The sequence below is a fragment of the Streptomyces muensis genome (assembly GCF_021474425.1).
In the GTDB taxonomy this organism is placed as follows: Bacteria; Actinomycetota; Actinomycetes; order Streptomycetales; family Streptomycetaceae; genus Streptomyces; species Streptomyces muensis.
Window position 1 is genome coordinate 1 of the sequence record NZ_JAKEIP010000066.1, and the last position, 13097, is coordinate 13097.

The 13097-nt window shown below is 64.4% G+C and carries 16 protein-coding genes; 12 read left to right on the forward strand and 4 right to left on the reverse strand.

Annotated elements, in window-relative coordinates; translation table 11 throughout:
* Nucleotides 1-414 precede the first annotated feature (414 nt).
* Nucleotides 415-1056, reverse strand: coding sequence for a dihydrofolate reductase family protein (locus L0P92_RS17985; RefSeq protein WP_234763753.1), 642 nt, complete (start codon nt 1054-1056; stop codon nt 415-417).
* Nucleotides 1057-1185: 129 nt separating this feature from the next.
* Here L0P92_RS17985 and L0P92_RS17990 point away from each other — a divergent pair, with 129 nt between their 5' ends.
* Nucleotides 1186-1857, forward strand: a complete 672-nt coding sequence (locus L0P92_RS17990) for a hypothetical protein (protein WP_234763754.1) — start codon at nt 1186-1188, stop codon at nt 1855-1857.
* A gap of 5 nt (nt 1858-1862) precedes the next feature.
* The gene (locus L0P92_RS17995) at nt 1863-2159 is read left to right on the forward strand and encodes a hypothetical protein (RefSeq protein WP_234763755.1); all 297 of its coding nucleotides are present in this window, start codon (nt 1863-1865) and stop codon (nt 2157-2159) included.
* Here L0P92_RS17995 and L0P92_RS18000 read toward each other — a convergent pair.
* Nucleotides 2148-2576, reverse strand: a complete 429-nt coding sequence (locus L0P92_RS18000) for a DnaJ family domain-containing protein (RefSeq protein WP_234763756.1) — start codon at nt 2574-2576, stop codon at nt 2148-2150. The two genes, L0P92_RS17995 and L0P92_RS18000, sit on opposite strands and share 12 nt — an antisense overlap.
* On the opposite strand from L0P92_RS18000, the gene L0P92_RS18005 reads away from it, so the two are divergent.
* The 7 genes from L0P92_RS18005 (at nt 2575) to L0P92_RS18030 (ending at nt 7978) form a co-directional block, all read left to right on the forward strand.
* Nucleotides 2575-4206 (forward strand): recombinase family protein, encoded by a 1632-nt coding sequence (locus tag L0P92_RS18005; RefSeq protein ID WP_234763757.1) that lies wholly within the window; start codon nt 2575-2577, stop codon nt 4204-4206. The genes L0P92_RS18000 and L0P92_RS18005 overlap by 2 nt on opposite strands.
* Nucleotides 4207-4292: 86 nt before the next feature.
* Complete coding sequence (locus tag L0P92_RS18010) at nt 4293-4535, forward strand: hypothetical protein (protein WP_234763758.1); 243 nt, start codon at nt 4293-4295, stop codon at nt 4533-4535.
* Nucleotides 4536-4614: 79 nt separating this feature from the next.
* Nucleotides 4615-4830, forward strand: coding sequence for a hypothetical protein (locus L0P92_RS18015; RefSeq protein WP_234763759.1), 216 nt, complete (start codon nt 4615-4617; stop codon nt 4828-4830).
* Nucleotides 4820-5401 carry a hypothetical protein gene (locus L0P92_RS18020; protein ID WP_234763760.1) on the forward strand — a complete coding sequence of 194 codons (582 nt, stop codon included), beginning with the start codon at nt 4820-4822 and terminating at the stop codon, nt 5399-5401. Before L0P92_RS18015 ends, L0P92_RS18020 begins: the two co-directional genes overlap by 11 nt.
* A 729-nt stretch (nt 5402-6130) precedes the next feature.
* Nucleotides 6131-6385, forward strand: a complete 255-nt coding sequence (locus L0P92_RS45720; protein WP_372497280.1) for a helix-turn-helix domain-containing protein — start codon at nt 6131-6133, stop codon at nt 6383-6385.
* Between the two features lie 3 nt (nt 6386-6388).
* On the forward strand, nt 6389-7054 hold the full coding sequence (locus L0P92_RS18025) for a hypothetical protein (RefSeq protein WP_234763761.1): 666 nt from the start codon (nt 6389-6391) through the stop codon (nt 7052-7054).
* Nucleotides 7055-7219: 165 nt separating this feature from the next.
* The gene (locus L0P92_RS18030) at nt 7220-7978 is read left to right on the forward strand and encodes a hypothetical protein (protein WP_234763762.1); all 759 of its coding nucleotides are present in this window, start codon (nt 7220-7222) and stop codon (nt 7976-7978) included.
* A gap of 504 nt (nt 7979-8482) precedes the next feature.
* Here L0P92_RS18030 and L0P92_RS18035 read toward each other — a convergent pair.
* Entirely contained in the window at nt 8483-8707 is a 225-nt protein-coding gene (locus L0P92_RS18035; protein WP_234763763.1) for a GntR family transcriptional regulator, read from the reverse strand.
* Nucleotides 8708-8875: 168 nt separating this feature from the next.
* Between L0P92_RS18035 and L0P92_RS18040 the strand changes: the two genes are divergently transcribed.
* Complete coding sequence (locus L0P92_RS18040) at nt 8876-9130, forward strand: hypothetical protein (protein WP_234763764.1); 255 nt, start codon at nt 8876-8878, stop codon at nt 9128-9130.
* 271 nt (nt 9131-9401) lie between these two features.
* Nucleotides 9402-9794, forward strand: coding sequence for a hypothetical protein (locus L0P92_RS18045; protein WP_234763765.1), 393 nt, complete (start codon nt 9402-9404; stop codon nt 9792-9794).
* Nucleotides 9795-9807: 13 nt separating this feature from the next.
* Here the strand turns inward: L0P92_RS18045 and L0P92_RS18050 are convergent, their stop codons facing one another.
* Nucleotides 9808-10479, reverse strand: a complete 672-nt coding sequence (locus L0P92_RS18050; RefSeq protein WP_234763766.1) for an O-methyltransferase — start codon at nt 10477-10479, stop codon at nt 9808-9810.
* Nucleotides 10480-10918: 439 nt separating this feature from the next.
* Here L0P92_RS18050 and L0P92_RS18055 point away from each other — a divergent pair, with 439 nt between their 5' ends.
* Complete coding sequence (locus tag L0P92_RS18055) at nt 10919-12991, forward strand: bifunctional glycosyltransferase 87/phosphatase PAP2 family protein (protein ID WP_234763767.1); 2073 nt, start codon at nt 10919-10921, stop codon at nt 12989-12991.
* Nucleotides 12992-13097 lie beyond the last annotated feature (106 nt).

Consider the following 13097-nt stretch of genomic DNA (forward strand, 5'->3'; position numbering starts at 1 on the left):
GTCTACTGATCTGGTGCAGTTGGTGCGGGAGATCAATGAGGAGTTGTGCGGGTCTGATCGTGAGCAGCCGCGTGCCTCCGGCGGTTGAGCGGGGGTGCCTGCGGCGGCCTGCGCGGGCGCAGTGGGGGCGGGCGTTTTTGCGCCCACGCGGCGGAGCCGCATATCGATACAGCCCCGCGCCCCTGAGATGCCTGCGGCGGCCCGTCTCGGCGAGTGGGGGTTCGCGTAGCGCCTTGCGGTTCGTTGGGGGGCGGGGCCGCGCCGGGGGGTGTCCGTCCTCGGTCGGGCGGCTCGGTTGCTTTGAGATGTGCTCTGCGTTGACGCCCGCCGCTGCGGGCGGACACCCCCCGACACGGCCCCTTGCCGCCGTGGGCGGGTGCGGGGGGTTCCCATCGTCGTCAGTGCGAAGCCCTGCTACTTGCGGGTGAAGGTCAGGTGTGTGACTCCGCTGGGGGCGGAGACGGACTCGATGTCGTAGGTCTGTTCCAGGTTTTCGAGGCCGTCCCAGAGGCGTTCGCCTCGGCCGAGCAGGATCGGGGCCACCACGATGTGCATGTGGTCGATGAGGTCGGCGGCGAGGAAGTCGCGGAGCAGGGTGACACCGCCGCCGATGCGTACGTCCTGGTCGCCCGCGGCCTCGCGGGCCGTCGCGAGGGCATCGGCGGGCGACGCGTCGAGGAAGTGGAACGTCGTGCCGCCCTCCATCTCGATCGACGGGCGAGGGTGATGGGTGAGGACGAAGGTCGGCGTGTGGAAGGGCGGGTTGGGGCCCCACCAGCCCTTCCACTCCGGGTCCTTGTGCCATCCGGGCGGGCCGAACTTCCCGGCACCCATGATCTCGGCGCCGATCCCCGGGCCGTGCTGCCGGGCGAAGGCGTCGTCGATGCCGCCGCCTCCGCCGGTGCGGCCGGTCATGCTGTGCCAGAAGCCGGTGGCGAACATCCACTCGTGCAGCCGTTCACCGGCGTGGCCGAACGGTGTCTCCCGGCTCTGGCCCTCACCGGTGCCGAAGCCGTCCAGTGAGATGGAGAAGTTGTGGACGCGGGCGAGTGACATGGTCCTTCCCTTCGTTGTGCGGTCAACGCCTTTCACCATGACGTCGATCGGGGCGCCGCCGAATCGACACGCCGGGGGTGGTTGTTTTGGTGGCCGTTTGAGGGGCTTCCCGCGGGCAACCCGGCATACATGTCCACAGGTGTGATCATTTTGGTCGTGGTGGTGGCCGTTGTCGTGGTACTCGGTGCGGCCGCCCTTGCTTCGAGGAGTACGCGGAGCGGGCGGGGGCTGAAGCGGCGCTTCGGGCCCGAGTACGAGCGGGCCGTGGCCCGGCACGACGGGGACGTCAGGGCCGCCGAACGGGAGCTCGCCCAGCGGGTGGAGCGGCACGGGGGGCTGCGGGAGCGGGCGTTGGAGCCGGAGGAGGCCGAGCGGTTCGAGGCTCGGTGGACGGCTGCCCAGGAGCACTTCGTCGAGTCGCCGAAGGGTGCCGTCGAAGAGGCGGACCGGGTGCTCGCGGATCTGGCGCGGGCACGCGGGTTTCCGGACGGGGCGCAGTACGAGGAGCAGCTCTCCGCTCTGTCCGTGCACCATGCGCGCCATGTGCAGGGGTACCGGCATGTGCACCGGGTCGCCCACGCGCGGGTGAGTGAGGGGGCGGACGGTGGCGGGCCGGGTACGGAGGAGATGCGCGAGGCGATGGTCGAGGGCCGGGGGTTGTTCGAGGAGCTGACCGGGCCGGTCGAGCGGCGGCGTGGGGGCTCGCGGGAGAAGGCCGGGGAGGGACGGGAGTACCGGCGGGGTGCCCACGGGCGCCATCTGCCATGGGGCTTCACCGGCCGTCACGCGAAGGGGAGTTGAGGGGCATGACAGAGGTGACTAGGGCCGGGCGCGAAGTGCTGGTGCCCCGGGAGGAGTCCGACAAGTTCGAGCTCAGGCTCCAGCACGCCGTCGCCGGGTTCGTCGACGCTCCCCGGGGCGCCGTCGAGGAGGCCGATCAGCTGGTCGAGGACCTCGTCGGGCGGGTCGGCGAGGCCATGGCGCAGCGGCGGCGGACGCTGCGTACGTCCTGGCAGGCGGCGGACGAGCAGGCCGACACCGAGCAGTTGCGGCTCGCGCTGCGGGACTACCGGGAGCTGGCGGAACGGCTGCTACGCCTCTGACACTCCCGGCGCATGTGACCCACCTGCTGTCCGGCGCCTCTCCCGCCACTCCCGTACGACCTGTTCCACGTCGTACGGCTTGCGGCCCAGGGGAGGGCCGGGCGGCGGCTTGAGGAGCATGTCGCGGATCTTGGCGTTGACGTCCGTGATGATCTTCCGGACGGCCGGTTCGGACCGGGCCGCGTAGGCCGCCGTCAGGGCGTCCTCCGCCTCCTTGCGCAGGGCCAGCGCCGGGGGCAGGACCGACAGGCCCTCGCGGGCCATCTTGCGTTTGACCCACCACAGTTCGTCGTACGGGGATTCCAGGTCGTTCGGCAGGGGTTTGCCGGCTCCGGGCAGTCTGTCGAAGTCGCCGCGCTGCTGCGCGTCTTGGATCTGCTTATGGATCCAGACTGATTGACAAAAATCCGCTACCATGGAGACAGAGGGAACGGCACGGGGCCGAACCCCTGGGGGAGAGGGTCAGCCAGTGCGTAGGGTCCTGTTCGCGGAGCGCATCTCTGACGACAAGAACGAGAAGTCAGACAGCATCGAGTCTCAGGATGAGAAGCTACGCCAGAGAGCAGAGACAGAGGGTGTCACGGTTGTTGGCACTGCTGTAGATCTGTCGGTGTCCGGTGACGTTGACCCGTTCCACCGGAAGAGCCTCGGGCCGTGGCTGGTGAATGAGGGTCTGTCCAAGTGGGATGAGTTGTGGGTCTCCACTCAGGACCGATTGTCCCGTGATGACATCCACTTCATGGCCTTTGTGTTCTGGGCTATCGAACACAGTAAGAAGGTCATTGTCCTGGATGACCCTGAGTTCACCCGGCAGATGGAGACTCCGGAAGGGCGTCTGATCCTTCATGCCAAGGGACTTGGGCCGGCGAACGAACTACGCCGAATCAAGGTGCGCACCCGTGACAGCCACGAACGGCGCAGGTTCACCGCTCGATGGACGGGGGGTATCCCTCCGTTCGGATACGTGCCAGTGCAACGGTACGTCGATGGCAAGACAGCCACCTACCTTGAGCAGGACCCTGACATGGTCAAGGTTCTCCACTTCATGCGTGAGCAGATCCTTGACGGACAGTCGTTCTTCGCTGTGGCCAAGGCCCTGAACGAGAAGGGCGAACACACGGCACGTGACAGGGCCAGGATCCGTAAGGGCAAGCCTGTTCACCGTAGGGGTGCTGAGGAAGGCGTACCGGAACAGTGGAGCGAGACCACAGTCAAGTCACTGCTGAGTGATCCTGCCCTACTCGGTCAGAAGAAGCACAAGGGGGAAGTGCTCTATGACAGCCAAGGGAAGCCTGTCATGGTGGCAGAGCCCATCTTCGCTGATGACGAATGGCAGGCGCTGCAAGCAGCCGTAGAGGCACGGACGCAAACCAAGGTACGCCGAGTCAACGGAACGTCACCTCTGTATGGAGTCGTCTACTGCGGAGAGTGCCAGTCCAAGGCTGCCCATAAGGGCAACATCCGCAGCAACGGAGTTGAGTACCGCTACTACGTCTGCGGGGCCTGGCCCAAAGAAGACAGGTGCCGAGGCGTCAGTATCCGTGCCGAGGAAGTAGAAGGGTGGGTAGAGATCTACTTTCTTGACCGGTACGGCAACCGGCCCGTCACTGAGAGGGTATGGGTGCCTGGCACTGACCACAGCAAGGAACTTGGGGACGTCAAGAGTCGCATTGCCCGGCTTAGGCGAGACTCTGTGGCTGGACTCTGGGACGACGCTCAGGAAGAGTTCCGGAACCTCATGCACTCACTCATGGCACGTAGGGATGAGCTGGCAGCGGAGCCTGTAATTGAGGGTCGCTGGCAGGAGAAGCTAACCGGCCAGACCTTCCAGGAACTGTGGGCCGGCCTAGACCTTGAGGGCAAGAGGCAGCAACTGATCAAATCGGGCTACCGCGTTGAGGTGGGCCGGAAGAGTTTCAAGGTCACTCCGGAACCGGTCCCCTTGGCCGAGGATCTGGAGAGGCTCCGCAGTGAGGGAGCAGACGCAGAGGCTCTGGCAGAGGTCACAGAGGCTCTGAGGCAGAGCGGCCTACTGACCGAGGAATGACACCGTCGTTGAACATGACACAGGGAGTGCCCGACTACCAATCAGAACACTCCCTGTGTCTCCTTTCGGAGGGGAGACACCCTAGCATGACGCTCTACGTAGACGAGAACGGTTCGGAGCACTCGGAAGACTGGAAGGATGCATACGCAGAGGTACTGGCAGAACTGATCTACACCCTGGCAGACCAGGTAACGGGCGGAGCGGTGACGCTGGACACCGCTGCACAGATCTACGCACAGACCTCAGCAGGAGCATTCGACACCGAGTATGCCAAGGCGTACCTGACTGACATACTTGCCGAAGAGTTGCTGGTGGAACTCCGAAACTGACAACCGAATAGCAGTACCCCGTAAGGGCACGTGACAACAGGTTACGTGCCCTTTGCCATGTGCGAGGAAGGAACAGGGAGTGACAGAGGCGGAGAGGGCATTTGCCATTGAAAGTGTTGGACAGATGGCTTGGGGCGGTGTCATGGCTATCAATGCCGCAGTTTGGTTTGTGGCTGGTCTCCTGCAAGTGGACTATCCAGAGGCGGAAAGGCTAGTGGCAAGCGCTATGACAAAGGCCATGGCAAAGGAAGTAGACAGGAACCTTGTGAAGATTGGGAACGCGAATGGCAACTGAGCAGATGAGTAACGAAACGGCCGTAGATCCCTGGGGCGCTGCAAGTCCTTGGGAGTGCCTCTCCCCGGGATTCTCTGACAATGTAATCGGGGCGCAGTGTGAAGGTAATGAGCCGGCCGAGGAAGAGCCGGCCATGCCTTCTCCTGAGGAACTTGAAGAGATCCTGGCAGAGGTCTACGGATCCGAGACGGAGCAGGAGGAAGTGTCAGAGGCCATTGGCAGGAATGGTCTCGTTCTCATCAGTGACACCGACTGGATTGACATGACAGACCGGAACATGGACTACCTGCGCCACGTCTACCGGTCGGACCTTAACCATGCTGACAAGACAGCCCTTGGAGTTGTGGCGCTGCACTGTGGTGTCAATAGCCTTGGCTGCACTGCCTCTAATGAGACCCTGGCCGAGGAAGCCAACATAGACCTGGCCAACTTCCGAAAGAGGCTGAGCCGGCTTACCAAGGACGGTTGGATCCGAGAGAACGGCATGCGCCCCGCGGTGCGCCCTGGGATGAGCGGTACCAAGGTTCGGCACATCGGTGTCCAGAGAGAATGGGTAGAGGGAGGGTCGTAAGAACCCTCCCTAGGCACCTGAGGCCAGGATGACCCTCTACAAGGGAGGGTCGTAGCAACCTTCTACAGGGAGGGTCAGAACAACCCCCCAAACATACAAACCCAATCTCCTTAAGAGATTGGGTAGGAACATTCATCTAAGTAAGTAGATCTGTCTTCGATCTTTGGGGATCTCAGACAGCCAAGGCAACGACCGAACGGAGAGAGGGAGAGTTGAGCTAGCCAGTCCTTTGGGACTGGCAGCGAAACGCGAGACTTAGTCGAGTGGAGAGCTTGTCTCGACTAGAGATTGTCCCGCACCGCGCAGAACCTCTGTACGGCTCCGTAGTGGCCTCTGAGTAGCTTCCTGGTCTCTCTGCCCATCTGAGCCTCTGTACGGCCCTCAGGGGGGCGTACAGCGCGTCAAGGTCCCTCTGTGGCCTCTGGGTTGGGCCTGGGGCTCGGAGCCACGGACAGCCACTCTCCCGTGATCTAGCTCTCAGTTCCCTCACTTTGTGTCTCAACACCCCACCGAGTGACACCGACGTCATAGGTAGAAGAAGAGAACACAGGCTTTCTCCTCTCTCGACTTCTCCTCTGTGTGGTCGTAGTCATGCTCCCCCCTCTCCTAGGTTCTGGCCCTGGGTTGCCTAGGTAAGTGGCCCTGGTCTCTGTGTTTCCCATGACGCAGAGGCCGGGGTCATTTTTTGTGCTCACTATTCCCTCGTTTTCCTCCATTGGAGTGATTGCTATGTCAGACATCAATCTTTGGGATCGGACTAGTTGGGACGCGATAAGGCGTGCCCGCGGTATCGGTTACGCCGAGATTGCCGAGGCTACCGGAATCACATACAAGGCTGTAACCAAATGGTTTTACGGGGAGCGCACGCCAAGCCTGCGCTCTCAGATCCTTATGGCCAAGTGCCTTGGGATCCCACTGACCAAGGCTCTCAAGAACATCACTGACCCTGACGTGCGAGCGGCTATTCGCTCCGTCATCCTCTAGCGATTGGAACGCATGGCAATGAACCACACTCCTCTGTACGCCAGGCTTACCGCGGCCCTTTCCAAGCCGCTCGTTCTCATCAGCGCCTTGGTTATCAGCATGCCGGCGGAGATTCGGCTAGCGCGAAGCTCCGGCTTTACTGGCGGATTTGAATTCCTCATGCCGCTCACGCTTTCGGTCTACAGTGCGGCCAGTGCCGTAATGGCGGCTAACCGACCCCGTGGCACAAAGGGGCGTGTCTCGGCAATTGCTGGCAGTGGGGTAGCCCTGAGTCTGGCTTTGTCTGCTCAGGTTGTCGGGCACCTTATCTCCAGTGGCTACATGACCTCTGGGCCGTGGCTGGTTGCTGCTGTGTCCTCTGTGCCGGCTCTCGCTGCTGCGCACATGCTGCATTTGGCTGCACTGCCTAAGTCCACTGTCAGTGTCACTGAGCAGGATCAGGGACAGGAAGGCTCTGACAGTGACGAAAGCGATACCGAGGATTCTCCCTCTGATGAGTGCCTGGCGACTCTTCCCAAGGGCCGTTCCAAGCCCTCACTAGCGGCTCTGCGGGATGCTGCGCTCAATCTCGATGCTGTGGGCGAGAAGGTCACTGCCAAGACTCTTGCCAAGGCATTCAAGGTCAGTGAGCGCACTGGCGCTAGGTATTTGTCTGCCCTCACGGCCTAGGAGGAACGCCATGGATGACAGCACCACAGAGGCTCTTACAGCGGGACAAGAGCACGCAGAGCTGAATGACATGACACCCCATGAAGTGTATGAGGCTATACGGGCCGGACACTTCATTGTCCGGGGAGAGTAAGGAACGTACTGACTACGAACGTTGGAGTTGCTATGACTGAGTACATTGTTGAGCCCCCGCAGGATCTTCCCCTGTCTCCCAAGGTCAAGGCGCTTAGGAAGGCGTATGAGGATGCCAGGGCCAGGCTGGATCAGTACCGGCAGGACAATAGCCGGTACGCCCCTAAGCGGACTCTGAATGCCTTGGATCAGTATGTCTATCACGTGCCTGCTGTCCGTGAGGCTGAAAAGGAACTCAGGAAGCAGGAGATAGAGGCTGCTGCGTCCGGTAAGCCTCTGCCGGACAGTAACGCCGTGCTGCACCCCATTGAGGCCAAGGTGGACGAATACAAGCGCATGGTGCCGGCTCTTGAGGCACTAGTGTCTAAGGCTCAGCAGGAGTATGCGGAGGGTATCAAGGCAGAGCTAGTACCCATGGGCCTCAAGGAAGCTGCCAAGGCTGCCAAGGCGCGTGAGGACTGGGAGCGCCTGTATAAGGCTGCCATGGAGGCCAAGGCGACTCTGGAGAGGCATACCGGTTTGTTCACCTGGTGTGTGTCAGCCGGGGAGATGGACACTCGCCCGCGGTATGGGCATTCCCAGGGTGATAACCTCGAACACTGGCAGCTTACCGAGGATGGCAAGCTGACATTCGAAGCCTCTCAGGGACTCGATTACCTGGGTTGGATTGTGAAGGTGCCCGGCCTCATTGAGCCCAATCCTAATCAACCGGTCACGGAGGAATTCAACCATAATCCTAAGCCTCAGCATTTCCTTGCCAAGGCGGACGGGTTTGCCAACTGGGAGCACTGACACATTTCCGGGGATTCTGGCGCCTTTTGGCTGCCGGGGTCCCCGGATTTTGTGTTTACCTTCGGCTCCTCTGTGTCCTGTCTGTGGAGCGTAATGCCAAACTGAGCAAGGGCACGAGCCAGAACCTCATCCGGCAGAGCCGGCGCCCTTCCCGACCACTTCTTTACCCATTCCTCTTGGTTCAACGACAAAGCCCTTACTGTGTCAAATGCGACTGAATGGGATTTGCTGGACCCCTTAGGTTCTTGATCGCTAGAAATCTGATACCCGTACACCACGACATACGTGGGCTGAATACGGGGCTGTTTCCGATCATGAAAAGTGTGAAACCTGTACACGATCGAAGGAAGGCGCCCCCGGCGGGTCCTCGTACGGCTTTTTCACCCATTACCCCAGGTGTGTACGTACGGGAATACCTGTATAGGCGTAGGGAATGCCGGCACGCTTTAGATGCGTGCCACCTGAAACAGGTCTGAGTGTCAGAGGCCGGACACGAGACAGACCTCAGAGGACGAACGAACCTATGCCGTTCTCAGTGCGGATGACACCGCGGTCCCGCAGATCTGCCAGGGCCTTCCTTGCAGTCACCTGGGCAACGCTGAACTCGGCACACAGAGCGAGGATGCCGGGCAGCTTGGATCCGACCGGATAGGTCCCATCGCTGATACGGGACTCGATCACGGCCACCATCTGCACCCACTTGGCGCGAGTGGGATCAAGCTCTGCCATAGCTCAACACTGCGTGCTGTGATCATCCATGGCGAGGGATAGCAAGCTGTAGCAAGGTGCCGTAGCCTTGGAATCCAGGTGTGGAACGAACCGGGGAGAGGGACTGTGCAGCTACAGCGGATGCCGGCTGACGGGTCGGGCAAGGTGGGTTACTGCCAACCGGGGGGCGTGATCGCTGCCATGGCAGAGGGTAGGGAAGAGCGCATTCTGAGCATGGTCAAGCGAGACATCGAGCGTGCCATGGCTCGTGTGACGAACCCCAAGGCAACGAAGGATGAGCTAGTTCGGTCGCTCTACACCCTGTGCTTCTCCGCCAATCAGACTGTGGACGTGGCGGAGTGCAGAGGGGAGCGGCTCTTGGCGCAGCAGGCAGACGACGACCACGAGGGAGGTGTCAGCACGGATGTTGACCCCCTCAACTGACTGACTTCCCCCGAGACTGACCCCCTGGTTGCGCCGATGGCCAGGGGGTCTACTCATGCCCAGATCTACGCACAGTCATCTGTGCTGGTCAGAGCGAGTGTTTGTAGAAACCTCTGGATCTGCTTGTCGACCCAGGACTCGAACGGGACACCGGGGGGCTTTCGCTCGGTCATGAGTTCATTGTGCCGGACGCGGCGGTGCCGGGCGATTTATCATGCGGCGTCGGTGGCCAAAACGGCCGCCCCTCAAGGATGTTTCAGGAGGAGCGCACGTGCTCGAACTCACCATGGCCGCCGTGTCCGCGGCGGACGAGGGTGCCACGGCCGGCATGCTCATGGCCGACGCGCCCAGCGAGCCGGGTGCCGTGCTGCGGGTGGGCCGGGACAAGACGGTGTGCCGGCTGGCCACGCCGGACGACTGGCTGTTCGTCTCCCGGGTCCACCTGGAGTTCCTGTGCGGGCCGGACGGGGCGTGGCAGGTGAGCTGGCTGCGCGGCTCGCAGCCCGACCCGTCCTCCGAGGTGCGGCTGACGGTGGGGGAGTACGCGCAGCCGATCGGCTACGGCGGGACCGTGCCGTTGCCCAGGGGCGGCAGCGGCGAGATCGTCGTCCAGGACCGCACCGCGCCGCGCAGCGTCAACGTCGGCTTCTATCACGAGGCCTGAGCCGCCCCGGCGCTCACGCGAGCACGCGGGCCAGGGCGAAGCCGTCGTAGCCCTTGGCGCCCACCGTCTGGATCGCCGTACCGCTCAACCTCGGGTGGCTGCCGATCAGTTCGATCGCGGCGCGGGTGCCGCGGATGTCCGGGGCGGTGCTGTCGGGGTCGGCGACGCGGCCGCCGCGCACCACGTTGTCGACGATGATCAGGCTGCCCGTGCTGGTGAGGCGGAGCGCCCAGTCGACGTAGTGCGGGTTGTTGGCCTTGTCGGCGTCGATGAAGACCAGGTCGAAGGGGGCCGGGTTCTCGTCGGCCAGTTTGGGCAGCGACTCCAGGGCCGGGCCGATCCGCACCTCGACGATCTTGTCCAGGCCGGCCCGGGCGAGGTTGCGGGTGGCGACCTCGGCGTTCTTGGGGTCGTACTCCAGCGAGATCAGCCGGCCGTCGGCGGGCAGGGCGCGGCCCAGCCAGATGGTGCTGTAGCCGCCGAGGGTGCCGATCTCCAGGATGTTGCGGGCGCCCTGGATCTGGGCGAGGAGCTGGAGGAGCTTGCCCTGGGACGGGGTGACGTTGATGTGCGGGAGTTCGGCGGCGTCGCTGTCGCGCAGGGCCGCCTGGAGGGTGTCGTCCTCGGGGGAGAGGTGGGCGGAGAAGTACTCGTCGACGTCGTCCCAGAGCTGCGACTCGCTCATCGCCTTGCCTTTCGTATGGCTAGTTAGGTGCGCTAACTACCCGTGTTGCGCGGCACTGATTCCCAGGATGGTGGATTCACGCCACCTGTGCAGGCGGCCGACGGTGCGATGGCGGGTGCGGGTCGCGTGTGGCCGGTCGCGCCCACGCGGCGGAGCCGCATATTGATACAGCCCCGCGCCCCTGGGTGGGCGGCCGCGAGGCCGACCTTCAGGGGCGCGGGGAACTGCGCGAGCAACCCTCCACAACCCGCACCCGCCATCGAACCGCCGCCCCCGAGCCATTGGGCGGGACCCAGGGGAGGCGGAGCCATCGGTGCGGGACTATCGTCAACCGGACAAAAGGAGAGCAGACGCCAGGTGAAGCGGGGGTTGCCGGCGTCTCTCCCGGGGGCGGTGCAGGCGTGGGACGTGAGACGACCGGGGCGGGAGGCCGACGGGCGTGGCGAACGCGGAGCGCGGTGGGCGAGCGGCGGAGGCGCTGGCAGGAGCCACGGCCGTAGGGGTGGTCCAGGCGCGGGTACGGGCGGCCCGGCTCGGGCTGTGGCTGATCGCCGCGATACTCGGCGTACGGCAGGTGGCCGTCGTCCTCGGTACACCGCGCGGGGAGCGGCTGACGGACCTGGAGACCTGGGTCGGGCCGGAAGGCGTCCTGCATGTGAAGGGCTCGCTGTACGAGTCGACGCAGTTCACCGGTACCCCGTTCGGCGGACTCGTCCTGAAACCTCTCACCCGCGCCGCCGAACAGGCCCTCGGCTGGGGCTGGACCTTCGGCACGCTGCTGCTCGTCGCCGCCCTCGGACTGGTCGCCGCCCGTGCCCTGCCGCAGCCCGTGAGCCGGCGGACCTCGCTGCTCGCCGCGCCCGTCGCGGTCAGCGTGCTGATGCTGTCGCTGCCGGTGCGCAACACCCTCTACCTCGGCCAGACCAGCATCATCCCGGTCCTGTTCGTCCTCCTCGGCTGCTTCGCCGTACGGGGCGAACGGGCCAGCGGCGTGCTCATCGGCCTCGCGGCCGCGCTCCAGCCGACCCTGCTGCTGTTCACCCCGCTGCTGTGGTTCACCGGCCGGCGCCGGGCCGCGCTGTCCACGGGGGCCACGTTCGCCGCGTGCACGGTGCTCGCCTGGGCGGCGATGCCGCGCGACTCGTACACCTACTGGGTGCACCACATGGCCGGCGTCGGCCTCGGCGGACGCGCCGACGACCTCGGCAACCAGTCCCTGCACGGCGCCCTGCTCCGGCTGGGGCTGACCGGCCCGCTGGAGATCGCGTTCTTCCTCGTGCTCGGCGCCGTCGTCGCCGTCCTCGCGCTGCGCCGCGCCGTGCGGTACGCCCACGACGGGCAGCTCCTGCTCGCCGTCGCGATCACCGGCTGCGCCGCGATAGTGGTGTCCCCGACCGCCTGGCAGCACCAGCTGCTGTGGGTGCTGCTCGCCGTCGTCGGACAGGTCGGCAGACGGGCAGGCGACCGGTATGTGTGGCCGGTCGCCGTCGTCCTGGTGATGACGCTGCCCGCGAAGATGATGGTGCCGGACAAGGTGATCTTCCACCCCCTGCGCGCCGACCTGATCCTCCTGGCCGCCCTCGCCACGGCCGCCGTCGTCCCGTTCCTGTCACGCACCTCGCCGTACTGGCAGACGCCGATCCCGACCCGGTACGCCGACCCGGTCCCGTCCCGCTTCCGGCACATCCCGCCGGCGCCGGTCCTGCGCCGGGTCCTCAGTCGCCCGAACCTGCTCTTCGAGCTGCTGCTGATCCGGGTCACCTACTTCCTCTACGCCCAGATCCGCCTCGCCGCGGCCGGCGACTCCAACTCGGCCGGCCGGGTCACCGCGGAGGAGAACGGCAGGGAGATCCACTCCATCGAACGAGCCCTGCACATCGACATCGAGCACTGGGCCAACCACGCCGTCGTGAAGGTCGACTGGCTCCGGAACTTCTTCGACTTCTACTACGAGTCGTTCCACTTCGGTGTGCCGCTCGCGATCCTCGCCGTCCTCTACTGGCGCCGCCCCGTCGACTACCGCTGGGCCCGCACCGCGATCGGCTTCGCGACGGTGTTCGCCCTGGCCGGCTTCTGGCTCTACCCACTCGCCCCGCCTCGTCTGATGCCCGGCCTCGGTTTCATCGACACGGTCCACGGCCCGCAGGACTTCACCCGGCCCGACTACGGCACGCTCACCGAACTCACCAACCAGTACGCGGCGATGCCGTCCCTGCACTTCGGCTGGTCGCTGTGGTGCGGCATCGTCATCGTCGTCCTCGCTCCCAGGTGGTGGATGAAGGCCCTCGGCCTGCTGCACCCCCTCTTCACGGTCACCGCGATCGTCGTCACCGGCAACCACTGGGTCCTGGACGCGGTCGGCGGCGCGGCCGTCGTCGGGCTCGGTTTCGGGATGACCTGTCTGCTGTCCGGTCCGCGCGCGGTCGAGGCGACCGACGCCGACGGCGCGCGCCGGCCGGCCGGCCGGGCCGCGGAACAGTCGGGACAGTCGGGACAAGTGTCCGCGCACTAGGGTCCCGAACGGATTCCGGGGCGACATTCGAGCGTTTTCTAATCACCTGTACGTCGTACTCCCGTTCGTATGAACTGTTCATGACGGATCGGAATCCGTCGCAGTC

Coding starts and splice junctions, on each gene's coding strand:
- L0P92_RS17985 (WP_234763753.1), bottom strand. CDS start 1,056: ATGTCACTCGCCCGCGTCCACAACTTCTCCATCTCACTGGACGGCTTC.
- L0P92_RS17990 (WP_234763754.1), top strand. CDS start 1,186: ATGTCCACAGGTGTGATCATTTTGGTCGTGGTGGTGGCCGTTGTCGTG.
- L0P92_RS17995 (WP_234763755.1), top strand. CDS start 1,863: ATGACAGAGGTGACTAGGGCCGGGCGCGAAGTGCTGGTGCCCCGGGAG.
- L0P92_RS18005 (WP_234763757.1), top strand. CDS start 2,575: ATGGAGACAGAGGGAACGGCACGGGGCCGAACCCCTGGGGGAGAGGGT.
- L0P92_RS18000 (WP_234763756.1), bottom strand. CDS start 2,576: ATGGTAGCGGATTTTTGTCAATCAGTCTGGATCCATAAGCAGATCCAA.
- L0P92_RS18010 (WP_234763758.1), top strand. CDS start 4,293: ATGACGCTCTACGTAGACGAGAACGGTTCGGAGCACTCGGAAGACTGG.
- L0P92_RS18020 (WP_234763760.1), top strand. CDS start 4,820: ATGGCAACTGAGCAGATGAGTAACGAAACGGCCGTAGATCCCTGGGGC.
- L0P92_RS45720 (WP_372497280.1), top strand. CDS start 6,131: ATGTCAGACATCAATCTTTGGGATCGGACTAGTTGGGACGCGATAAGG.
- L0P92_RS18030 (WP_234763762.1), top strand. CDS start 7,220: ATGACTGAGTACATTGTTGAGCCCCCGCAGGATCTTCCCCTGTCTCCC.
- L0P92_RS18035 (WP_234763763.1), bottom strand. CDS start 8,707: ATGGCAGAGCTTGATCCCACTCGCGCCAAGTGGGTGCAGATGGTGGCC.
- L0P92_RS18050 (WP_234763766.1), bottom strand. CDS start 10,479: ATGAGCGAGTCGCAGCTCTGGGACGACGTCGACGAGTACTTCTCCGCC.